Raw genomic sequence first — 21871 nt, forward strand, 5'->3', positions numbered from 1 at the left:
CAGATGTCCAGGCGCTCGATCTTCACGGTGAACTTCAGTGCTCCGGCCGAGAAGGTCTACCAAGACTTCTCGAGCCGGGATTATTGGGAAACCCTGATGTCGGCGTACGGATGGATCACCCCGGTCTCGGAGATTCATACCTTCACCGTCAGCGAGCGCGGTATCGACGTGGTGGTGAAGCAGAACCTGCCGCGCATCTACCTGCCACCGATCGCGCAAAAGGTGATGCTCACCGACATGGTTATCACCCGGGTGCAGCATTTCGACCCCTTCGATCAGGCCAAAGGCGCCGTGATGGGTAGCTACGGCGCGTCGGTGCCCGCCGGACCGGGGTCCTTCACCGGAGTGTGCAAGCTGTCCGATACCGATCAGGGGTCACAGCTGCGACTGTCCAGCACGTGCAAGGTGTATATCCCGTTCATCGGCGGCAAGCTCGAAGACCTGATCCTGTACCACGTCAACGACCTGTACCGGGTGGAGGAAGGTTTTATCGCCGACTGGATCTCCAAGCACCACTAGTAGTCCGATTCGGCGGCCAGCAGCTCCGCGAGGAACGCGTCGGCAGCAGGTGCGGTCAGCCGGGCGCGTGCGAATGTCCGGACCCGATCGCGCAATTCGCTCGACTCGGCCGCTCCCCCGGCACCCACGCTGACCCGCGTCGCCGACCAGTCGGTATTCCAGGCCTGCTCCTCCGCGGCGGGCCGACCGTCGACGTCGAACACTGGCAGCACTGCAGCACCATCGGAATCCAACACGCCAAATCCACGAAACATACTGCAGCGCAACGCGACCGGGATACCCGCGGCCGAATCCGGACCGGATACCGCCGCCCGCACCCGGACAGCGACCGCCGCATCCTCGGCCACGATTACCCAGTCGAGATTGTCTTCGGCAGCATCGAAGATCCCCGGCGGCACGTCCGACCAGGCGATGGTCACCGCACCCGCGGCGATTGTGCCCGGCGACGGTGGCTCGTCGCCGGCACCGGCGACCAGCGCGTAATCCTCGCGCCGCGCGGCTACGACGCCCGGCGCATCCCACCGGAGCCCATACTCGTCGGCCAGGTCGTGGCATCGTGCCCCGAGCGCCTCCACTCGCTGGTCACGATGAGCACCCAGTGCCGCGCCGTGGAGTGCCAGCAGCCCGGCCACATCGGCGTCCAGGGTGTCGTCGGTGAAGTAGTCCTCGGCCGCCGCGGTCAGCACCGCGAGCTCGGCGTCGAGCACCGACCGGTCCAGCGCGGTGATGCCGTCGCGGCTGCTGGCGGGCCACCACCGCCGCAGCCAATGGCCCAACGCCAACCGCCGCAAGGAATCCGTCGACCCGGGCAGCACCGACACCGACGGCAGCTCGATCACAGCTGCCGGATCGGCATCGCGCAACGCCTCGACAACGGTGACATGTCCGGCCTCACCCAGCACGCGCCACATCCAATCGGCCCGCGCCACATCGGTGAACACCAGCACCGGTGGATGCGACGGATCGTCGATGGGCCAGGACAACACTGCACCGCTGATCTCGAGAACGGCCACCGCCGTGACCGGGGCCGGTACAGGACCCGTTGCCCACAAACCTGATTCGTTGATCAGCATCATCGCGCGACCTGCAATTCCAGCATGGCCTTGATCTGTTGGCGGTGGTCCAGGCTCACCGAGCGTGCCACCCCTTCCAGCAGAGAACGCAGCTCGTCGACGTCCGTGCACGATTCCTGCCAGACGTCTCGACCGTGCAATCTGGCCCACAGCCGACTCAGGTAGGGCCGCGCGAACGTACCCAGCTCGTCGACAACCCGTTGTTGGCGAGGATCAACCGCCACACCGGCGGTGAGATAACGCCGGGCATGCAACACGTACGCCTCCTTGGCCAGGCGGGCCTGAACGCGGGCCGACAGCTCATATCGAGGTGTCACCGAGCCCCCCAGGGGATTCAGGTCTGTCGCCACCTCGACCCCGGCGAGCAGCGCGGCCTGCTTGTCCTCGCTCATCAGACCCCATGGGGCACAAGCCCGATCGACTTCCTCGGCGCACAACATCGGAACGTCGGGCAGCTCGTCGCGGTCCAGCGCCCGGCGCAGCGTCGCCCGCACCCGGTCGACCACGCTGCGATCGAGTGGACGCTCGCCGTCGGTGTCACCGTCAATGGCCGGAGGCTTTTGCGGCTCAACGGAACTCATCCCGATGCCGACAATGGACCACGGCAGGTCGGCCGCTGACCGCACCTTAGCGCCGAGGTTGTATGGAGTCGCATCGGCGACCAGCACCGACCACACCCGTTGGCGCGCGGCCTGTTCACTATGGCTGTGCGCGGCACCGAGAACCGTTGTCAGACCGGTGAAGAAGGGGCCCGTTATAGTATCGGCCGGTCGCACATCGCGCCAACTTCGGTCGCGCTGTCGGGCGAGTTTGGCCAGCACGGCGGCATCCTCGACATGATGGTTGAGTACCTCAATCGCAGTGCGGTCGCGGTCGCGGTGCAAATCGCGCAGCAGCACCGCAACGGCAGGCTGATCCTCAACCTGGGGAACACCTTTAGTGACCGCCAGTTCGAAACACACCGGGAAATACAACTCCTGAGCGTTCCCTGAGGTGATCCGCTGCCTACGGCGCTCGGCCTTCAGCACTACGAACCAATCTGCCGCGGCCCGTAGCTGCGGGCCGTTTCCAACAATCGCCTCGTGTACGTCAGCGGCCACCCCGGGGGCCAGTACCGGTGCCGAGAAGGCGGCATTGCTACGTAACCGCAACACCAGCGGGTCGAGGATCCGCTTCACGGTCCTGCGCAACGGTCCGCCGTCCTCGGCACTGAGCACCTCGACCCCGGGGCCTATTGCGCGCCACGCCCTATCGATCACCGCGCGCCGGGGCACCACCGATCCCACCGCAGCGGCGGCCTGGGATGTTGCGGACCCGGTGCTCACCTCACCAGGGTAATCGTCGACGCGCCGTCAAAAGTTGGGTTCGGTAGCGTCTGGCCGGGTCGACGCTGTGAACATGACCATCGGACTGTTTCCCACCCTTGCCAGGGTCTTTGGCGGACATCCCGCCCTATGGCCGGGTCACCGGCACGCACCGGTTCACCCCGATGACGAGGCCGACGAGCGTCTCGTGACCATCGCGGAACTCGTGACCGAATTCGACAATCTCCTGATCCGCAAGCGGCTCTTGACCGGGGCTCATCACGCGGTAATCGGTGCGGGTACCCGCTCCAGCGGCGTGATCACCGGGTTGAGCCCCACCGGATCCGGCCATGAGATCCAGCTGGACCTCATGGTGCGCAGGCCGGGTGGCGGCCAGTTCCCCGCCCGCGAAACCGCGGTCATACCCGCGTCCGCGCTACCAAAGATAGCTCCGGGCAGCGTGATCGACGCCTACTACCGTCCCGGTGACGACAGCATCATCGCGGTGCGCGTGCGCACCAGCTGATTCAGCGGGCCCCGTCGACAGCGAAGCTGACCAGCGCCGCCCAATGCAACGGGCTGGCCGACCGGTCGCCGTCACGCCAGCGCCGCAGCTGGGCCCGTTGCCAGCGGTTCACCGCGCGGCCGGCATCCTCGTCGCGGTGCGCAAGATCGACCGCCATGATTGTCTCGGACATGGGATCGCTTGCATAAGAAGCAAATTGCCGGTAAGCCTCGGTCGTCGGCAGAGACCACAGGGTGGCGGTTATCAGCTCGGCTCCGCCCAGGATCATTGCCGCAGCCAGCCCGGTGGCTTCGTCGAAGCGGTAGTCCCCGCCCGAGGAGCAGGCCAACAACGCGACCCGCGGCGGACTCGGAAGACGGGTCGCCATCATGTCCGCTGCCGTTAGCGGATGATCCTCGGCCAGGTGCAGGGCGGCTCGCTCGGCATGGCCGACGGCGCCCTCCGCGGCGCTTGCGTGCCCCACGTAGAGCAGCCGGGCCGGGTCCTGCGCACACGCCCCGGCCAGCCAGCGGCGGTCGGTATCGGTGCGGCGGAACAGCTCGACCGGCACGCCGACCGCGGGCAGCACCCGATGCTGCTCCATCAGTTCGCCGAAATGACGGGTCAGCAGGGCATCTGACGCAGGACGGCCCAGCACCGACCCCAACGCCGAATCCGGCCGCTGTCCGGGAATCCGCGGGTCCAGTAGCAGCACCGCCGGACCGTGCTGACGATCGGCCCACCGCGCAGGCCGCCGCGGCGCATTAACGATGTTCGGCGGCACCGCCATCAGGACATCGACCAGTTCCATCAGCCGAACGCCGTCCTGCCCCGGCATAGCCAGCTGCCCCCACGGGACCCGAGCCAGTCGCGGACTCGGGGTAACGAACAGGGCCGCCCGCGGCGACGACATACATTCGACTATCAGTGTCCAACCGTCGGCAGCCATGAGCTCGGTTCCGAGCAAGCGCGCCAGCCCGAGTTCGGCTTCGGGGCTTGCGAAGGCCCCTGTGGTCAAGGCCCGTTCGATGGCGTCGATCGGCGCCTCGAATCCGTTCAGGTCCGGTAGCGCGGAATGTAGTGCATTGCAAGCCTTTTCCAGAGGATCCTGTTCAAGCACCCAGGTGACCGTGCGCATCGGCTCCCCCACCACCCGCAGGCTCGCATAGGTGGCGATGCCGACATCGGCGAATCGCAAGACCAGAGTGGGCGTCACGGCCATGTCGACCACTCCTCGTCGACGGCGGTGACCTCGCGGCCGTACCGTTGGCGAGCCAGCTCCCGGTAGCGGCTCATGATCGGATCGCCGGTCGGGTCCATCCGCAGGGGCGGCAGTGGCCCGAGTCGGGTGAGCCCGCCATCCGCCTGCACCGGTGGCGCGGCGGCGACGAGCGCCAGTTCGCCCTCAACGGGAACGGCCGCGGTAGCGGTTGCCGCCCACGCGCCCACCAACGGAGCGTTCTCCTGATAGGCCGGATCGGCAGTGAAAGCGCCTCGCGCGCTGTGGTATTCGACAAGCTCGCTGACCAGCGCCGTATCCTCGCTTTCGCGCGCCACCGCGAAGGCACCGGCCAGCAGTGGCGCCGATACGCACCTGGCCCAGCGCATCCTCGCGCCGGCGTCGGCAATCGCATAACGCACCGCATCAACGGCCAATGCCGCGGGCACCTTGAGCTCGACAGCCCGTTCAAGCTTGGACATGGCACTCCGGTACCCGGGACTGTCCTCGGTGTAGTCCACCGTCCCGGTCTCGGCATCGAACCCCAGCTCGGCCAGCGCATCGGCTCGCCAGATATTGCCCAGCTGATCGTCCAGGCGGGCGTACTGCAGCCAACTGTGCCGCGGATAGGAGTCCAGCAGTTCCCGGGCCTGCGCCACCTTCTCGGTCGCGGCGGCGAAGTCACCCCGAATAAGGGCAATCCAGCTGCGTTGTAACAGGATTCGATGAATATGTAGTGGCTTCTCGATCTCACGCCAATGCCGCTCCGCATGTCCCCAACATTCGTCCGCCTCGTCGAGCGCACCCATCCGGAGCCGGATCAAGCCGAAGTAGAGCCAGCTGCGGGACACGTCATGCGCCCGGATATGTTCGGCGATCGCCGGGTATGCCTGGTGGACCAGCCTCTGAGTTTCGGCGATATCGCCGTCGGCCCACCGGGCCGCGGCACGTTCCAACTGCGCACGGGCACCAGCCAACTGCCAGTCTCGCGCCCCGGCTCGCGCTTCGGCCCGCCGCAGCCATGGTTCGGCTTCCTCCAGCCGGCCGGTCTCGACACAGAATCGCCCATAGGAGAGTGCACCGTTGACAAACAGGTGATCGGACTCGGAACTCCCCTCCCGCGCATACTCCTCAAGCAGGTCGAGGATCTCGGCCCACAGCGGAACCGAGTCCGCGAACATGTCGTCATCGCACAGACCCCTGGCCATCAGAATCCGAGCGTGGCAGACGAGGCCGCGGTGCTCGGCGGCCAAATCCTCAAAGTCACTCGCGGTTTCGATCAAAGCCCGCAGATGCACGGCGGCGCCGTCGTGATCACCGTTGGCCGCGGCCAATCCAGCAGCCAGGAACTCCGCGCGACGGGTGTATCGGCAGATCAGGTGGTCGATCTCGCCATCGGACATGGTGACCTGCGAGGCAAGGTCGGGTCGCCTACCCGATCGGATCTCGGTGTAGATGCCCACGCAGTCCCGGACGCGCCGGATGCCTTCCACCACACCGTCGTATGCGGTACGCACGAGGTAAACCTCGGCAAGCTGAGCCAACACCTCGCACGCGAGATCGTCGCGGTCCGCCTCCTGGGCCTGTGTCAGCAGCGACAGCAGGATTTCCTTGGCGGCCTCTTCCCTGGCGGCCAAGACCAAGTGACGGGCGCGCTCCAGGTCGCCGATGATCGTCACCTCCGCATACTAAGAAGCGGCGGGCGCGCAGTGTGCGCGCCCGCCGCTATTGGTTGTGTCAGCCGCAGCTCACCTTGATGGTGAACGACTTGGTGATCATCCCGGCCATCGGATTCTTGACATCGGCTCCGGCGGCCTCACCGCTGATGGTGTACGTCTTCCCATCAACCTTGACATCGGCCGAGCCGACGCTGGCCCCCATGCCGCTGCTGACCGCCAGAGCGGCGCCGTCGTACACCAGGCCCAGCGACTCCACCTTGGGCGGCGTCGCGTCGGTCATTACGACACCTAGGCCCTGCTGGCCGTTGATACCGGCGCTGGCCACGTTGATCTTGCCGCCCTGCTTGACGCAGGTCACCGACTTCAGGTCCAGGCCGGCCAGATCCTTGCCATCCACCTTGACCTCGGCATTGCTGCCAGAGCTCACCTGCGAGGCGCTCGGCTTGTCGGTCGAGCAGCCGACCGCCACCGCACCGGCGGCGAGAAGTCCCATGGCGCCCACGATCACTCGGTTCATCATTCGTCCCTTCGTTGTCCGTCGCCCGGATGGCTCCGTCATGGCTCAAGTGAAGTGGGACCGATCCACTACCGATCCCAAGAAGTCCCGATTACCGCAGGCAGTGGCCGTCCAGGCACCATGGAGATGTGGCACCCGCACCCCGACCTCATGGGACCATCACCCGCGGCACCACCGGGATAAACCGCCTGCGCCGCAGTGACCGCTGGTTGGTGCATCGCGACGAGGCACGTGCGGCGCTCCTGGACGCCGCCGATCCCCTGGTGGTGGACCTGGGCTACGGCGCCATGCCCACCACCACCCTGGAGCTGGCCTCGCGACTGCGGACCGTGCGGCCCGACATCCGGGTAGTGGGATTGGAGATCGACCCACAGCGCGTGGTTCCGGCTCGCGATGGCGTCCAGTTCGGCCTCGGCGGGTTCGAGTTGGCGGGTCTCACACCGGTTCTGGTGCGCGCCTTCAATGTGTTGCGCCAGTATCCGGAGTCAGACGTGGCGGACGCTTGGGCGGCCATGACGGCCCGACTGGCACCCGGCGGACTCCTCATGGACGGCACCTGCGACGAGTTGGGACGGCGGTGCGCGTGGCTGCTGCTGGACGCCTCCGGACCCCGCACACTCACCTTGGCGTGCGATCCATTTGATATCGCCACGCCGTCAGATCTGGCCGAGAGGTTACCGAAAGCCCTTATCCACCACAATGTTCCGGGCCAACCGATCCACGATCTACTCGCCGGAGCCGACAGATGCTGGGCGGCAGCGGCACCGCACGGCGTATTCGGCCCCAGGGTGCGCTGGCGCATGATGTTGAAATCACTGCGTGACAACGGCTTTCCCGTCGAACAGCAGCGACGGCAGGTTCGTGACTGCATCTTGACAACTCCATGGTCAGCGGTGGCTCCGCTGGCCTAGGCTTGGGTGCATGCGGATAGTGTTGGCACAGATCAGCAGCACCGCCGATCCCGCCGAGAACCTGGCGACAGTCGAGGCCACGGTGCGCGATGCCGCCGCGCAGGGCGCCACGCTGGTCGTCTTTCCGGAAGCCACCATGTGCAGGTTCGGCGTACCGCTGGGCCCCGTCGCCGAACCACTGGACGGCCCGTGGGCCGACGGGGTCCGCAAGACCGCACAGGAAGCCGCCATCACCGTCGTCGCCGGGATGTTCACCCCGGCCGCCGACGGACGGGTGTACAACACGCTGCTGGCCACCGGCCCGGGCGTGGACTCCCACTACAACAAGATCAACCTCTACGACGCGTTCGGCTTCCAGGAATCGGCCACCGTCGCACCCGGGACCGAGCAGGTGCTCATCACCGTCGACGGCGTCGCCGTCGGGCTCACCACGTGCTACGACATCCGCTTCCCCGGCCTGTACGCGGATCTGGCGCGCAGCGGGGCGCAGGTGATCACGGTAAGCGCCTCATGGGGCGCGGGCACCGGCAAGTGGGACCAGTGGACACTGCTCGCACGGGCGCGGGCAGCCGACTCAACGAGCTTCATCGCCGCCGCCGGTCAGGCCCTGCCCGCCCTGGAAACCCCGGCCAGTAGGGCGCCGACGGGGATCGGCGGCAGCCTGCTGGTCTCACCGACCGGCGAGCTCATTGCCCAGGCGGGACCAGACCCAGAGCTGATCGTGGCGGATCTACACCTGGACGCGGTCGCCGAGACCCGCAAAATCTTGCCGGTACTTAACGCGTCCTCAGCCGAATAGGGCACAATCGCGCGGGTGACGACACCGCCTCAGCCGCCGCTCGGCCCGCCCGGATCGACACCTCCCGAGCCTTCGCCGTGGCCACAGCCGGCCCCGCAGGATCCGTCGCAGGCATATGAGCCGGCTGCGCAGGCACCGACGCAGCAGAACCCCGTCACAACACCCACGACCCCGCCTCCGGTCGAGCCACCATCATCGTCGTCGGGCGTGCCAGCCCAGCCCGCCGGACCGCAGAAGGGCCGCGACTACAAGTCGCTGGTACTCATCGCCGTCATCGTGGTCGCGGTATTCCTGGCAGCGGTCTTGGGCATCGAGCTGTACGCACGCAAGCGGACCAGCAGCGAGGTGAATGCCGCCACCTCGTGCCTGATCCAGGACGGCGCCACCGCGTCCTTCGGTCCCATGCCGCTGGTGCTCCAGTACTTGGGCGATCACGTCGACAAGCTCACGATCAAGACCGCGGGCAATCAGATCGCGCAGGCCAAGAAGATGACGGTGGCCATCACGGTGAGCGACGTCTCCCTGAAGAAGACCGCCGACTCAATGGGCACCATCGGGCGCCTCGACGTCGAGGTGACCTGGCCGACCACCGGCATCACCGAGAGTGCCCGGGCGCTCGTCCCCGGATCGCTGGGCTCGATGGTCGACAACGTCACCACCAGCGAATCAACGGGTGAGGTCACGTTGAAGGCCTTGGGCGGGTTGGCAAGCATCACCACCAAACCCGTCATCGAAAATGGCATGGTGACCCTGCAGTCAGAGAATGTGAGCGCGTTCATCGGGCTGCCCCGCGAGATCGTGCAGCCGGCTCTCGACACCTTCTCCAAGGGGCTCGTCGGCGAGTACCCCATGGGCCTCAAGGCCCAAGAGGTGAAGGTGACCAACGACGGCATCTCGGTGAAGCTGTCGAGCACCGATCAGCCGATGAAGCCGTCGACCGAGCCCTGCCTGCAGAACCTGTCGTACTAGTGCCGGAAGCCGTCGAGCACCGCCCGGCTGCCCGATAGGCCGAGGCGGGTCGCGCCGGCGTCAAGCATGGCGGCGGCGTCCTGCGCGGTCCGAATTCCGCCGCTCGCCTTGACCTGCAGGCGATCTCCCACGGTCTCGGCCATGATCCGCACTGCCTCCGTCGTCGCTCCCCCACACGGGTGAAATCCCGTGGAGGTCTTCACAAAATCGGCCCCGGCGGCCTCGCTGGCGCGACATGCCGCACGGATGGCATCGGCACCGGAATGCTCGAACAGCGCCGCCGACTCGATGATGACCTTGAGGGTCGCCGACGGCACCGCACGCCGGACCGACTCAATATCGGCCTGCACCGCCGTGAAATCACCGGCGACCGCGGCACCCACGTCGATGACCATGTCGATCTCGGACGCCCCCGCAGCCACCGCCAGCGCCGCCTCGTGTGCCTTGATGGACGAAAGATGCTTTCCCGACGGGAATCCCACCACCGCCGCGACGACCAGCCCCGTGGCGTCCACCGGGAGCATCGAGGGCGATACACACACCGCGAGCACTCCGAGATCGGCAGCCTCCGCGATCAGGGCGCGCACATCCGCCGGGGTCGCTTCGGGCTTGAGCAGGGTGTGGTCGACGAGCGCGGCCACTTCCCCACGCGTGGGCCAAACCGCCGGTGTGCCTGCCGATTCCGTCATGGGCTCCGTCATAGGGCTAGCGTCGCATACATGACCTCCCAGCATGAGCGCGCGGTGGCGTTCGCGGCTCTTCATCAATCCGGGACGTTCGTGGTCCCCAACCCATGGGACGCCGGAACCGCCCGCATCCTGACGGGGTTCGGTTTCTCCGCATTGGCCACCACCAGCGCCGGTCTGGCCTTTGCGTTGGGCCGGCGCGATGGCGCCAATTTGGTGAGTCCGCACGAGACAGTGGCCAACGCCGCCCAGATCGCGGCGGCCACCCACCTACCGGTGTCGGCCGACCTGGAGAACGGCGGCCCCGCCATCGGCGACATCGCCATGACCATCCGCGAGGCGGCCGCTTCGGGACTGGTCGGCGGGTCGATCGAAGACGCCACCGGGCGTCCCGAGGCACCCATCTTCCCGCTAGCTGAGGCGGTGGACCGCATTACCGCCGCGGTACACACGGCACGCGATCTGCCTTTCCCGTTCACGCTGACGGCCCGCGCCGAGAACTTCCTCTACGGCCGACCGGACCTGGCGGACACCATCGCCCGGCTGACCGCGTACGCCGAGGCGGGCGCCGACGTGGTGTACGCGCCGGGCCTGCCCGATGCCGACGCCGTCCGCGCCGTCTGCGCGGCGGTCGATCGCCCGGTGAATCTGTTGGCCGCGGGATTCGTGCTGAATCACTCGGTCGCAGAGATCGCGCAGTGGGGTGTGCGCCGGATCAGTCTCGGATCTGCGATGGCACGCGCGGCGCTTGGGGCATTCGTCAACGGCGCGCGAGAAATTGCACACCAGGGCACCTTTGGATTCGCGAATCAGGCGATTCCGTACGGCGATGCGAATGCACTCTTCCCGCTCGGCTAGCCCGTAGGGGGGATCAGGCCCGCGATTCCGCTGCACATCTGCCTGAAGTTGAGGATTCCGAGGATGCTGCCGCCGGGGACGAACTGGCATCCGGAGCGCCCGCCCGTCATCGGGCCTGAGCCGCCACCGCCGCATTCGGGCCAGGCCTGGATGCCCTGCGACTGCAGAACATTCTCGGCGACGGCAATTTGTTGTTCGCGTGAGGCTTCGGCCGGATTTCCGACACCACCGTGGGATGCCCAAGTCGACGGCTTGAATTGCAGGCCGCCGTAGAAACCATTTCCGGTGTTTGCGTTCCAGTTTCCGCCGGATTCGCATTCGGCGATTGCATCCCAATTCACGGAATCGGCCGATGCAACGCTCGCCGTCATCGACAGTGACATCACGAACAGCACGTTGACAATCAGGCACACCGCACGTCTGTCACGTACCCAGCGCGCCCTGTCCATGACGACCTTCATGTCAGCACCCCGATCCTCTGCCGCCGACGAGGTCACGTGCTGCGCAATGCACCACCTGCCACGCCGGTCGTGATCAGATTGTGATCACTGTTGTAATCGTTACTCACGAGGTGTGCGTTACGCAAGCGGAGAATGGTAAGAAAAGTTGCCAGAGGGCCGCCTGGGGCTTTAGTGATTTCTTACCTCCGCCAATAACACCGAGATAAACCGCTGGTCTCGGCAGAATTACATATTTGTAATTCCCGCGCGCAATTGACGGACGTCACAGCGCAATTTGCCCGTCGTCTCGAAGCGGCGCCAGACGGCCACCGGGCTTAGCGCTCCATGCATGCCGAACGTCGGTGTGGCGCCGAAGCTTCGCGCGTTAATCGCAGCTCGGTATGCGAGGAGCGTCCACGCCCTGCGGCGCCTAGACCTCGGGCCCACCGGGATTGCAGTGCGACACCGCCATGAGCCCCATATCAACTGGGGGCCGCCACGGTTCCAGATTCCAGCTCGGCTTGTCCGGGATGAAGGCTCGCCCATACCAATGACAGTCAAACTGCATCCGCATACCCGGCGACTGCGCATCGGGGGCAAGCTCGACGACCTCGGCCCAGGCGATATCGGCACCGTCGGGCGCCTCATAGGTACGCCCCAGCGGGGTCGGATAGACGCGCAGCGTCCGACCGCTAGTTGTTGAATCCCAATGTGTTTCGGCGATCAGGACAGGCTGATCGGTGTCACCGGGCTGCGCGGCGGCCGGCACGGCACAGAAGGTCAGCAGCGCCACCACCGAGGCCGCCACCCTGAGCCCGCGCACTAGCGTCAATGTTCTTCGCGCAAGCGGCTCATCACCGTGACTTGCCCTGGACCTCAAGCACTCGCGGACGAACATCGACGAAATACACGCCGGCCGCCACCGCCGCGAGACCCGCACTCAGCAGTCCCAAACCCGGAATCAGGCAGAGCAGTATCGCACCGCCCAGGACGACGATCCAGGTGGTCTTGGTCTGCTTCTCGGCGGCCACGAACGCATCGGCCGGCTGGAGCGCGGCGTGGACCAGGGCCACGATGACCGCAATCAGGGCGACGAGCGAGATCAGCGAGAAGACGGAATAAGAAAAGGCCACCCGGTCAGCCTACGTGGCTGACCGGGTGGCCGTAGTGCTGGAACTGCCTACTTCTGGGTGACCGTGCGGGTCGCGGCCTTCTTGGCCGGAGCCTTCTTGGCGGCCGGGGCAGCCTTCTTGACAGCAGCCTTGGCCGGGGCGGCCTTCTTGGCGGGAGCAGCCTTCTTGGCCGGAGCCTTCTTGGCGGGAGCAGCCTTCTTGGCCGGAGCCTTGCCCGGCAGCTCGAGGCCGACCAGCTTGGCGGCGCGCTCGCCGACGGCACGGGTCTGGCTGGCCACGGTGCCCAGCGCCTGCTCGGTCAGCTCGGCGTAGTTGCCGACCAGACCCTCAGCGCGAGTCACGTTCTCCTCGATGCCGGGGGTGCTGCGCAGACGCACGATGGCCTCTTCGCCGCGCTCGGCCAGGTTGTTGTAGATGTCGGTCGCCACCTGCAGGTAAGCCTCGGCCACCTTGCGCAGCTCTTCCGGGGTGAACCGGTCACGCAGCTCGTTGACATCGGTGGGCAGCTCGGCCGACAGCTCGCGCAGCCGGTCACGGGTCTCGTCCACGCGGGCACCGGCCTCGGAGGCGGCTTCCTCGGCGCGGTCACGCAGCTTCACGACGACATCGGCGACCGCGGCCAGCGCCAGGTCACCCGCGCCGACGGCGACGTAGAACGGGGTCTTGAGGTCCTCGAGCGAGGGGTTCTTCTTGGTCATGCGAGATTCCTTTCGGGGATGGGAAAGTTATTCAGTTGTCGCCAGGAGATTCGGGGGCGGACTGCTCTGCGTCCGCGTTGGCTTCGGCGTTTTGCTGGACGAAGGAGCCGTACACGTCGAGCAACACCTGTTTCTGCCGCTCGGTGATGAAGGTATCGGCGATGACGGCGTCCCGTACCGGGCTAGCATCACTGCGATCCAAAATGCCTGCACGCACGTACAACACCTCCGCCGAAACCCTTAGCGCCTTTGCGATTTGATTGAGAACCTCCGCCGACGGACGGCGCAGTCCGCGTTCGATCTGGCTGAGGTACGGATTGCTTACGCCGGCCTTCTCGGCCAGCTGGCGTACGGAGACCTGTGCGGCCTCACGCTGGGCTCGGATGAAGCCACCGATATCGGAGGCGGCGTTGCTCACAGCTGAGGCGAGGTCTGTTTCCTGCGGCATGAGAATCACCGTAAGCTGCAGTGCTAGCTATTGCAAGCACTTCTGTTAGCAATGTGGGCCAAGTCACGTCAGCTTGGGAATACCGCGGTCAGCGCCCCATTCAGAAGAGCAGCTGCGCCACGGTGTAGATCACCAAACCCGCCAACGAGCCCACCACTGTGCCGTTGATACGGATAAACTGCAGGTCACGTCCCACATGCAGCTCGATCCGACGACTAGCTTCCTCAGCGTCCCAGCGCTCGATGGTCTCGGTGATCACCGCCGTGATCTCGGCCCCGTACTGGTCCACCAGATGCCGGGCCGCACGCTCCACCCAGCCGTCCACCTTGTCGCGCACGGCGGGGTCATCGCGCAGCGTCTCGCCGATCCGCACCACGGTGTCGGCGATTCGCGTACGCAGCTCGCTCGACGGATCATCCACGGATTCGGTGATCATCTTCTTGGCCGCCGACCACGCGGTGGCCGCCGCGTTCTGCACTTCCTCGCGCGCCATCAACCGAGCCTTGACCGACTCCGCCTTGGCGATCGTCAGCTCGTCGTGTTGAAGGTCGTCGGCGAACTCAAACAACAGCCTGTTCACGGATTGCCGCAGATCATGATCGGGATTGCGACGCACCTTGTCGGTGAAGTCCACTAACTCGCGGTAGATGCGGTCGCCCACGAAATGGTCGACGAACTTGGGTGTCCAGGTGGGCGAATCGCGTAGCACCACGCGATCGATGGTGTCGCTGGCACCCAATGCCCATTCGAAGGCTCGGTCGCAGAGCAGCTGGATCACCGGGGCATGCCGGTCCTCCTTGAGGACCGTCGAGAGCACCCGGCCCACCGGCGGACCCCACTTGGGCTCGGCGATCCTGCGCACGATCACGCTGTCGATGGTCTGTTGTACATCCTCGTCGCGCAGCATCTGCGCACCGACCCGAAGCACCGTGGACGCCTCGGCGGCGACCCGCTCAGCATGCGAGCGGTCACTCAGCCACTTGCCCAGCCGGCCCGCGATCTGCGCGTCATGCACCTTCGTGGTGATGACGGCCGGGGACATGAAGTTCTCCCGGACGAAGTTCCCCAGTCCTTCACCCAGCTGATCTTTCTTGCGCTTGATGATGGCTGTATGCGGGATCTTTAGCCCAAGCGGATGCTTGAACAACGCGGTAACAGCAAACCAGTCGGCAAGCGCGCCGACCATACCTGCCTCGGCGGCCGCTCCGACATAACCCACCCAGCCCGGCGCACCCACCGACTGCCACCAACGGCATGCCAAGAACAACACGGTGGCCCCAATCAGGAACCCCGTGGCCACGGCTTTCATTCGTCGAAGTTGCTTCCGACGCTCCTCGTCGACGGCCGAATTGGCCATCGCGAACACGCTGCCGGACGCAGTCCGCGCGCGCGGCTGATCGCTATGCTTCCCTGCCACGACACCATCATCCGGCATGGAGCGCATTGCGCACCTCCCAAGGGTCCGTCACGTAGTATCGGTTACAGATAACTATGGGAATGTGGCGATAACCGTGGCAAGTAAAACGCAGCCTGCGGCTATCAAGACTGATGGTCGCAAGCGCCGCTGGCATAAGCACAAGGTAGAACGACGCACCGAACTCGTGGACGGCACGCTCGATGCCATCAGGCATCGAGGGCGCGACATCAGTATGGATGAAATCGCCTCCGATATCGGCGTGTCTAAGACCGTGCTCTACCGGTACTTCGTCGACAAGAACGATCTGACCACCGCCGTCATGACGCGGTTCGCGCAGACCACACTCATCCCCAAGATGGCGATGGCGCTTTCGGCCCGCCTCGATGGTTACGACCTGACCCGCACGGCAATCAAGGTCTATGTCGAGACGGTGGCCGCCGAGCCCGAGATATACCCGTTCGTCATGGCGAACAGCTCCACCAGCCGCAGCAAGGCCATCGCCGATTCCGAACGCATCATCGCCCGCATGCTTGCCCTATCGCTGCGGCGCCAGATGTCCGAAGCCTCGATGGATACCCGCGGTGTGGAGCCGTGGGCCTACATGATCGTCGGCGGCGTCCAGCTGGCCACCCACTCCTGGATGTCGCATCCGCGGATGACATCCGATGAACTCATCGACTACCTGACGATGATTTCCTGGAACGCGGTGCTGGGCATCGTGGGCGTCGGCGGATCGCGGGAGAAGTTCGTCGCGATGCCGCACCCGTCACCCGTCCCGCCCCCGCCACCCACCCGCTAGCCCGATCCCTTTTCGCCGAGTGTGAACAGCAGCGCTCACGCTCGGCGAAGGGACCGCTAGGGTCACACGGCATGACCCTCAGGATCGACACGTCCGCCCTGCGCTTCCGACCCGGCATGACATTCGCCGATGTCGATTCTCGTTCCACCCCCGGCTTCGACGGATCGCGTGAGGACGGCGAAGCCCTGCAGGCCGAGTTGTCCGAGCGCCTCGGGCTGCTACAGGAGATGCTCTACGCCAACGGACGCAGCGGAGATCACCGCTCCGTGCTGTTAGTACTGCAAGGGATGGATACCTCAGGCAAGGGTGGGATCGTCAAACATGTTGTGGGACAAGTTGATCCACAGGGAATCGAGCATGCGAGCTTCGGCGTTCCCACCGAGGAGGAGCGCAAGCACCACTACCTGTGGCGTATTCGCAACGCTCTCCCATCGGGTGGACAGCTCGGCGTCTTCGACCGTTCCCACTACGAGGATGTGCTGGTGGTGCGCGTCCACAACCTGGTGCCGCCAGAGGTCTGGAGCGCCCGCTATGACGAGATCAATGCCTTTGAGAAGGAGCTGACCGCCGGCGGAACAACCATCCTCAAGGTCGCCCTGGTGGTATCGCTCGCCGAGCAAAAGGAGCGCCTCGCCGAACGGCTGGACCGGCCCGACAAGTACTGGAAGTTCAACCCGAACGATATCGACGAGCGCGCGTTCTGGCCCGCATATCAGGATGCCTATCAGGCGGCGCTGGAGAAGACGAGCACCGACTACGCGCCATGGCACATCATTCCCTGCGACCGCAAGTGGTTCAGCAGACTCGCAGTCACCGCATTGCTTGACGAAACGCTGGACAGACTGAACCTGCAGTGGCCGCCCGCGGATTTCGATATCGAGGAACAGAAACGCCGCCTCGCGCAAGCGTGAGACGGCGTTTAGCTGTTAAGTATCGCTCTATTTGACCAGTGTGAACTGGCCCACGTTGGTGATACCGCGGCGGAAGAAGTCTGCACACCCGGTCAGGTACCTCATGAACCGGTCGTACACCTCTTGCGACTGAATCTCGATCGCCGTCTCGCGGTTCTGTTCAAGATTCGCGGCCCAGATGTCCAAGGTCTTCGCGTAGTGCGGCTGCAGCAAATGCGTGCGCTCCAGCGTGAACCCTGATCCACCGGCGAGTTTCTCGATATCTTCCACCGCTGGCAACTGACCGCCGGGGAAGATCTCCTTACTGATGAACTGCATGAACTTCAAATCGCTAATAGTCAGCGGAATTCCATTTTCACGGAAGAACTGCTGGGTATGAGCAAGAATTGTATGCAGAAGCATTCTGCCGTCATTCGGAAGAATGTCATAGGCACGTTCAAAAAATATCGGATAGCGTTCCTGCTTGAATGCTTCGAATGCACCGATCGTGACAATTCTGTCGACTTTGTCGTTGAATTCTTCCCAACCCTGCATCCGAATTTCAGCGGTACGGCCGGTTTCCTCGGCGACCTTCGCAAGACGCTTGCGACTGAATTCGCTTTGATTCTTGCTGAGTGTGATGCCGACGACGTTGACGTCGAACTTCCGCATGGCACGGTCCAGGCAGGCGCCCCAACCACAGCCGATATCCAGCAAGGTCATGCCGGGCTCCAGGTTGAGCTTGCCTAGCGCCAAGTCGAACTTAGCGGTCTGAGCCTCAGCGAGGGTCAGGTCGTCGCGCTCGAAATACGCGCACGTGTAACCCATCGTTTCTTCATCAAGGAAAAGTCCGTAGAATTCGTCCGAAATGTCGTAGATGGACTGAGATTCCTCGTAGTACGGCTTAAGATCGGACATCTACTGGAGCACCTAATTCCCATCAACCTTGGCAATCTTATCTGGACGGCACCCTAGCACGGCACACTGTGCCTACCTCTTAGGAATGGCCACCGGCCAGCCCAGCTGCACTAACAACGCCCTGGCAGCGACTTCGATCTTCTCAGCATCCTCGGTGACCCCTAGTACGCGCAAGGTCGCATCGGCCAACGCCTCCGGAGCGATCGAATCCCCGTCGGCACGGAGCATGATCACCGACTCGACGAGCCGGAAAGGTAGACGCTCCACCCCGTCGCGGACCATGTCTGCGGGGCAGGCGGCGGTCGCCAGGCCCTGATAGTGGGCGCGCAGCTGATCTCGTTTGCGCCGAAACGCCGCGAATCGATCGGCCCGCAGATCCGGCAATAGGTAGAGAGCCCCCAAGTTCCATCGACTGGCCAGCAGCTGGGCGGCATCGGCAAGCGACAGCGCATACAGGCGCACGATCGGCGATTCCGGGCGGTCGGCGATCAGCGCCCCGTAGTGCAGCGGCTGGTCGATCGTCATCGCGAGCAGCGCATCAAGGATGTCGTCCTTGGTCTTGAAGTGGTAGTACAGCGAGGCCTGTTGCACGCCCACCGACTCGGCGATCCGCCGAGTTGTTGTTGCCGCGAACCCGACGGTGGTGAACAACTCGGCCGAGGCATCGAGGATCTCGTCGCGAGTGGTGTTCCCCTCGCGAATCGGACTGCTGCGCCGCGGTCGCCCTGACATCTGCCGACCCTATCTATACCTCTATATACATGGCCTCGGCAACGTCCCCATTGCCACGCCAGGTGAGCGTTTCGTCATCGCCGCGACATCTGCGCAACAACAACGTTACACCGCGTCCCTGTTCTGAAACGGCACTGTCACCCGCGCGTACCGGCCGCCCGTCAGACTTACTTACCTATCGCATGACAGATATTTCTTCCCACATAGACGTGGGTTTTGACGACCACACAGGGTGCGGAACACGTTGCCCGAGGACCGACCTGGGAGTGCCTATGAACGCCACCCAACAGACCCTGGGCGCCGAATCCGCAGCCGGGTCGGCGGTGAACATCGCACGTTCCGATTCCGACGACCTTGCCGCGTTCGGCTACAAGCCTCAGCTACATCGAAGCCTTGGCAAATTCGCATCCTTCGCGGCAGGTTTCTCGTTCGTCTCGATCCTGACGACGATCTTCCAGCTGTTCGCATTCGGGTTCAGCTTCGGCGGGCCGGCGTTCTTCTGGACCTGGCCGATTGTCTTCGCGGGGCAGTACATGGTCGCGCTGAACTTCGCCGAGCTCGCCGCGCGCTATCCCATTTCCGGCGCCATCTATCAATGGGCTCGCCGCCTCGGCGGTGCCGTGGTGGGCTGGTTCGCCGGATGGTTCATGATCATCGCCCAGATCGTCACCGCATCCGCAGCGGCCATCGCTCTGCAGGTGGTGCTGCCGACAATCTGGAGCGGGTTCCAGCTCATCGGCACCGATTCCTCGCTGACCAGCGTCAGTGGCGCCTCCAACGCCGTGCTGTTGGGGTCGCTGTTGCTCGTCGCGACCACGGCCATCAACGCTGTCGGCGTCAACTGGATGTCCCGGATCAACTCGATCGGCGTCACCTGCGAGATCGTCGGCGTGATCGCCGTGGTCGGGATGCTGTTCGCCAGCGCCGAACGCGGCCCCAGCGTGGTGCTACACACCGGATCAGCCGGCAGCGGCTACCCGTGGGCGTTCCTGGCGGCCGGACTGATGGCCGCCTACGTACTCGTGGGGTTTGGATCGGCCAGCGAGCTGGCCGAGGAGACCCGCAACCCCCGCCGAGTCGCCCCGCGCACCATCCTGTCCGCGATCGTGGTGTCGGCCATCGGCGGTGCACTGATGATCCTCGGCGCGCTGATGGCCGCGCCTAGCCTCACCGACGGTCAGCTCGCCACCGGCGGTCTGCCCTATGTGCTGGACAGCAAGCTGGCCTCACCGTTTGGCACTCTGCTGCTGGTCGACGTAGCGATCGCGGTGTTCGTCTGCACGCTCGCCATCCAAACCGCGGCCTCCCGTCTCATGTTCTCGATGGCCCGCGACGGCAAGCTGCCGTTCTCCACACTGCTCTCGCACGTGAACCCCCGCACCGGAACACCGATCGCGCCGGCCGTCGTCGTCGGGTTCTGCTGTGTGCTGATCCTGGTGGTGAACTTCGGCAATGCCGCGCTGTTCACCAGCCTGTGCAGCGTCTGCATCGCCCTGATCTACCTCGCCTACCTAATGGTCACTACACCATTGTTGTTGCGTCGCTTGGGGATCGGCGGAAGCAAGTGGGACGGGAACAAGGGACAGACCGATGCCGACGGGCGGAAGCTCTTCTCGCTCGGATGGTTCGGACTCCCCGTCAACCTCCTCGCCGTCGGCTACGGCGTGTTCATGGTGCTCAATCTGTCCTGGCCGCGCGCAGCGGTGTTCGACCCGACCGGCGCACATCCGTATCTGGTGTGGGTAGCCCCGATCTGTATCGCCGCGGTGCTGATCGCCGGGGTCCTTGCTTATCCCCGGGCCTACCCATGGCGCGCGACACAAGATGCAACACAAGAGGAGTCCTCGTAATGACCACCGCTACCACCAAGGGAGCACGTGACCACGCCCGCGCGCAGGCCGGCCAGATCACCGATGCGATGCCGGTACTTCCCGCCTCGAACTGGCCCTGGACACCGGACAACATCGACCCGCTGACGCTCACCTGGGCCGAAACTATCCCCGGCGGCAGGTACGCCGCCAAGGTGCTCGGTCGGGGCACCCGGCTGCGGCTCACCGACGTCATCGGCTCTGCCTGCGTGAGCCTGGTGCTTCTGCGCGCCGACGCACCATGGGAGCGGCTCAACGTCGCCGACACCGTCAAGGTTCCGTGGCAGGCCTACCTGCGTGCCGGACATCCGCTACTTTCGGATCAGGGTCGAGTATTGGCGACCATCGTCGCCGACAGCTCCGAACATCACGACACCTTCTGCGGGAGTACCACGCTCACCGCGAATGCCGCCAAATACGGTGCAGGCGATCTCTATTCGGCGAGCCCGGCAGGACGTGAACTATTCACGCTGGCGGGCGCCAAGCACGGTCTGACTCCGCGCGATATCGGCCCATCGGTGTCGTTCTTCCACGGAGTGACAGCCGACCCAGACGGCACGCTACGCAGCAGCGGCACCGCCGGCCCGGGCGCCGCCGTGGATCTGCTGATCCACCTGCCGGTGATCGTGCTACTCGTGAATACCGCACACCCCCTCGATCCGTCGGACACCTTCGACACCGGACCTGCCCAAGTAATGGCCTGGCCCGCACTGGACGAACTCGTCGATCTACCCAACACCGATCCGGAATACCAACGCGCCGTGCTCAATACCGAAGATGCCTGGGCCGCGGCACAGAACGGAGACTCACTGTGAGCGCCACTGTCCTCGACGAGGTGGTCCCCGCCCGTGCCCCCTGGAGCACCGTCGTCAGCGCGGGAGACGTCCTGACGATCATCGATCTGAAGGGCAATCAGGCCGTGGACACCCTGTTGTACTCGGCGGCAGACACCGCGGTGCGCTACTCGGCACAAGCAACCATCGCGGCACAGGGAAACCTGTTCCTGCGCAACGGAAGCGTGCTACGGGCCGAGGACGGACAGCCGCTGATGACCATCGTCGAGGATGAGGTGGGTAGCCATGACACCATCGGCGGGGCCTGCTCGCAGGAGTCCAACACCCTGCGCTACGGACATCACACCAAGCACCAGCACGCGTGTGTGGAGAACTTTCTGCTCGAAGGCGCCAAGTGGGGCCTGGGCAAGCGAGACCTGGTGTCCAACATCAACTTCTATATGAATGTCCCCGTGGACGAGGACGGCACCCTCGGCATCGTCGACGGCCTCTCGGCCCCCGGCAAGAAGATCAAGCTCCGCGCGGAGGTCGACACCTTGGTGCTGGTCTCGAACTGCCCGCAGATCAACAACCCGTGCAACGGCTTCGATCCCACCCCGGTGCGCATGGTGGTTGAAACCGCATGAGCACCACGTCCGATCCTCTTCGCGCAAGCGGCTCATCAGTACCGGATTCTCTTCGCGCAAGCGGCTCAT

General features: G+C 64.9%; 25 protein-coding genes. 11 read left to right on the top strand and 14 right to left on the bottom strand.

Annotated elements, in window-relative coordinates:
* The first annotated feature begins 3 nt into the window (after positions 1-3).
* Complete coding sequence (locus FZI91_RS05265; protein ID WP_155937591.1) at positions 4-519, top strand: DUF2505 domain-containing protein; 516 nt, start codon at positions 4-6, stop codon at positions 517-519.
* On the opposite strand, the gene FZI91_RS05270 is transcribed toward FZI91_RS05265, so the two are convergent.
* Positions 516-1595, bottom strand: coding sequence for a hypothetical protein (locus tag FZI91_RS05270; RefSeq protein ID WP_155937592.1), 1080 nt, complete (start codon positions 1593-1595; stop codon positions 516-518). The genes FZI91_RS05265 and FZI91_RS05270 overlap by 4 nt on opposite strands.
* Entirely contained in the window at positions 1592-2917 is a 1326-nt protein-coding gene (locus tag FZI91_RS05275; RefSeq protein WP_162526673.1) for a hypothetical protein, read from the bottom strand. Before FZI91_RS05275 ends, FZI91_RS05270 begins: the two co-directional genes overlap by 4 nt.
* A 67-nt stretch (positions 2918-2984) precedes the next feature.
* Here FZI91_RS05275 and FZI91_RS05280 point away from each other — a divergent pair, with 67 nt between their 5' ends.
* Positions 2985-3422, top strand: coding sequence for a hypothetical protein (locus tag FZI91_RS05280; RefSeq protein WP_162526672.1), 438 nt, complete (start codon positions 2985-2987; stop codon positions 3420-3422).
* Position 3423: 1 nt separating this feature from the next.
* Here the strand turns inward: FZI91_RS05280 and FZI91_RS05285 are convergent, their stop codons facing one another.
* The 3 genes from FZI91_RS05285 to FZI91_RS05295 are packed head-to-tail and all read right to left on the bottom strand — an operon-like array spanning position 3424 to position 6816.
* Entirely contained in the window at positions 3424-4623 is a 1200-nt protein-coding gene (locus FZI91_RS05285) for a CHAT domain-containing protein (protein ID WP_155937594.1), read from the bottom strand.
* Complete coding sequence (locus tag FZI91_RS05290) at positions 4614-6299, bottom strand: hypothetical protein (RefSeq protein WP_162526670.1); 1686 nt, start codon at positions 6297-6299, stop codon at positions 4614-4616. Before FZI91_RS05290 ends, FZI91_RS05285 begins: the two co-directional genes overlap by 10 nt.
* A 58-nt stretch (positions 6300-6357) precedes the next feature.
* A complete protein-coding gene (locus FZI91_RS05295) occupies positions 6358-6816 on the bottom strand; it encodes a lipoprotein LpqH (RefSeq protein ID WP_162525501.1) in 459 nt (152 codons plus the stop codon).
* Positions 6817-6944: 128 nt separating this feature from the next.
* Between FZI91_RS05295 and FZI91_RS05300 the strand changes: the two genes are divergently transcribed.
* The 3 genes from FZI91_RS05300 to FZI91_RS05310 are packed head-to-tail and all read left to right on the top strand — an operon-like array spanning position 6945 to position 9495.
* Positions 6945-7727 (top strand): class I SAM-dependent methyltransferase, encoded by a 783-nt coding sequence (locus tag FZI91_RS05300; RefSeq protein ID WP_162525496.1) that lies wholly within the window; start codon positions 6945-6947, stop codon positions 7725-7727.
* A gap of 10 nt (positions 7728-7737) precedes the next feature.
* The gene (locus FZI91_RS05305; protein ID WP_155937595.1) at positions 7738-8526 is read left to right on the top strand and encodes a carbon-nitrogen hydrolase family protein; all 789 of its coding nucleotides are present in this window, start codon (positions 7738-7740) and stop codon (positions 8524-8526) included.
* A 15-nt stretch (positions 8527-8541) separates the two neighbouring features.
* Positions 8542-9495 carry a DUF2993 domain-containing protein gene (locus tag FZI91_RS05310; RefSeq protein WP_162525497.1) on the top strand — a complete coding sequence of 318 codons (954 nt, stop codon included), beginning with the start codon at positions 8542-8544 and terminating at the stop codon, positions 9493-9495.
* Here the strand turns inward: FZI91_RS05310 and deoC are convergent.
* Positions 9492-10196, bottom strand: a complete 705-nt coding sequence (deoC, locus tag FZI91_RS05315) for a deoxyribose-phosphate aldolase (RefSeq protein ID WP_155937596.1) — start codon at positions 10194-10196, stop codon at positions 9492-9494. The genes FZI91_RS05310 and deoC overlap by 4 nt on opposite strands.
* Positions 10197-10214: 18 nt before the next feature.
* Here deoC and FZI91_RS05320 point away from each other — a divergent pair, with 18 nt between their 5' ends.
* Positions 10215-11039: an isocitrate lyase/phosphoenolpyruvate mutase family protein gene (locus FZI91_RS05320; RefSeq protein ID WP_155937597.1), complete on the top strand. Its 825-nt coding sequence runs from the start codon at positions 10215-10217 to the stop codon at positions 11037-11039.
* Here FZI91_RS05320 and FZI91_RS05325 read toward each other — a convergent pair.
* The 6 genes from FZI91_RS05325 to FZI91_RS05350 all read right to left on the bottom strand — a co-directional run bounded on the left by FZI91_RS05325 (position 11036) and on the right by FZI91_RS05350 (position 15202).
* On the bottom strand, positions 11036-11500 hold the full coding sequence (locus tag FZI91_RS05325) for a transglycosylase family protein (protein ID WP_162525498.1): 465 nt from the start codon (positions 11498-11500) through the stop codon (positions 11036-11038). The genes FZI91_RS05320 and FZI91_RS05325 overlap by 4 nt on opposite strands.
* A gap of 409 nt (positions 11501-11909) precedes the next feature.
* Entirely contained in the window at positions 11910-12287 is a 378-nt protein-coding gene (locus FZI91_RS05330) for a DUF2599 domain-containing protein (RefSeq protein ID WP_309224045.1), read from the bottom strand.
* A 46-nt stretch (positions 12288-12333) separates the two neighbouring features.
* A complete protein-coding gene (locus tag FZI91_RS05335) occupies positions 12334-12612 on the bottom strand; it encodes a DUF2516 family protein (protein ID WP_162525499.1) in 279 nt (92 codons plus the stop codon).
* Between the two features lie 47 nt (positions 12613-12659).
* Positions 12660-13310, bottom strand: coding sequence for a heparin-binding hemagglutinin (locus FZI91_RS05340; protein ID WP_155937599.1), 651 nt, complete (start codon positions 13308-13310; stop codon positions 12660-12662).
* Between the two features lie 31 nt (positions 13311-13341).
* Positions 13342-13758 carry a helix-turn-helix domain-containing protein gene (locus FZI91_RS05345; RefSeq protein ID WP_155937600.1) on the bottom strand — a complete coding sequence of 139 codons (417 nt, stop codon included), beginning with the start codon at positions 13756-13758 and terminating at the stop codon, positions 13342-13344.
* Positions 13759-13858: 100 nt separating this feature from the next.
* Complete coding sequence (locus FZI91_RS05350; RefSeq protein WP_155937601.1) at positions 13859-15202, bottom strand: DUF445 domain-containing protein; 1344 nt, start codon at positions 15200-15202, stop codon at positions 13859-13861.
* 67 nt (positions 15203-15269) lie between these two features.
* Between FZI91_RS05350 and FZI91_RS05355 the strand changes: the two genes are divergently transcribed.
* Positions 15270-15974, top strand: coding sequence for a TetR/AcrR family transcriptional regulator (locus FZI91_RS05355; RefSeq protein ID WP_166548229.1), 705 nt, complete (start codon positions 15270-15272; stop codon positions 15972-15974).
* A gap of 71 nt (positions 15975-16045) precedes the next feature.
* Positions 16046-16885: a polyphosphate kinase 2 family protein gene (locus FZI91_RS05360; RefSeq protein ID WP_155937602.1), complete on the top strand. Its 840-nt coding sequence runs from the start codon at positions 16046-16048 to the stop codon at positions 16883-16885.
* A gap of 27 nt (positions 16886-16912) precedes the next feature.
* Here FZI91_RS05360 and FZI91_RS05365 read toward each other — a convergent pair whose 3' ends face one another.
* Together FZI91_RS05365 and FZI91_RS05370 are read right to left on the bottom strand one after the other, a co-directional pair.
* Positions 16913-17782, bottom strand: coding sequence for a cyclopropane mycolic acid synthase family methyltransferase (locus tag FZI91_RS05365; protein WP_155937603.1), 870 nt, complete (start codon positions 17780-17782; stop codon positions 16913-16915).
* A gap of 72 nt (positions 17783-17854) precedes the next feature.
* Positions 17855-18514, bottom strand: a complete 660-nt coding sequence (locus FZI91_RS05370) for a TetR/AcrR family transcriptional regulator (RefSeq protein WP_155937604.1) — start codon at positions 18512-18514, stop codon at positions 17855-17857.
* Positions 18515-18786: 272 nt separating this feature from the next.
* Here FZI91_RS05370 and FZI91_RS05375 point away from each other — a divergent pair, with 272 nt between their 5' ends.
* The 3 genes from FZI91_RS05375 to FZI91_RS05385 are packed head-to-tail and all read left to right on the top strand — an operon-like array spanning position 18787 to position 21802.
* Positions 18787-20364 carry an amino acid permease gene (locus tag FZI91_RS05375; RefSeq protein ID WP_155937605.1) on the top strand — a complete coding sequence of 526 codons (1578 nt, stop codon included), beginning with the start codon at positions 18787-18789 and terminating at the stop codon, positions 20362-20364.
* Entirely contained in the window at positions 20364-21197 is an 834-nt protein-coding gene (locus FZI91_RS05380; protein WP_155937606.1) for an urea amidolyase associated protein UAAP1, read from the top strand. The genes FZI91_RS05375 and FZI91_RS05380 overlap by 1 nt, the downstream gene beginning before the upstream one ends.
* Positions 21194-21802 carry an urea amidolyase associated protein UAAP2 gene (locus tag FZI91_RS05385; RefSeq protein ID WP_309224222.1) on the top strand — a complete coding sequence of 203 codons (609 nt, stop codon included), beginning with the start codon at positions 21194-21196 and terminating at the stop codon, positions 21800-21802. The genes FZI91_RS05380 and FZI91_RS05385 overlap by 4 nt, the downstream gene beginning before the upstream one ends.
* Positions 21803-21871 lie beyond the last annotated feature (69 nt).

This window comes from Mycobacteroides sp. CBMA 271 (assembly GCF_009729205.1).
Lineage (GTDB): Bacteria > Actinomycetota > Actinomycetes > Mycobacteriales > Mycobacteriaceae > Mycobacterium.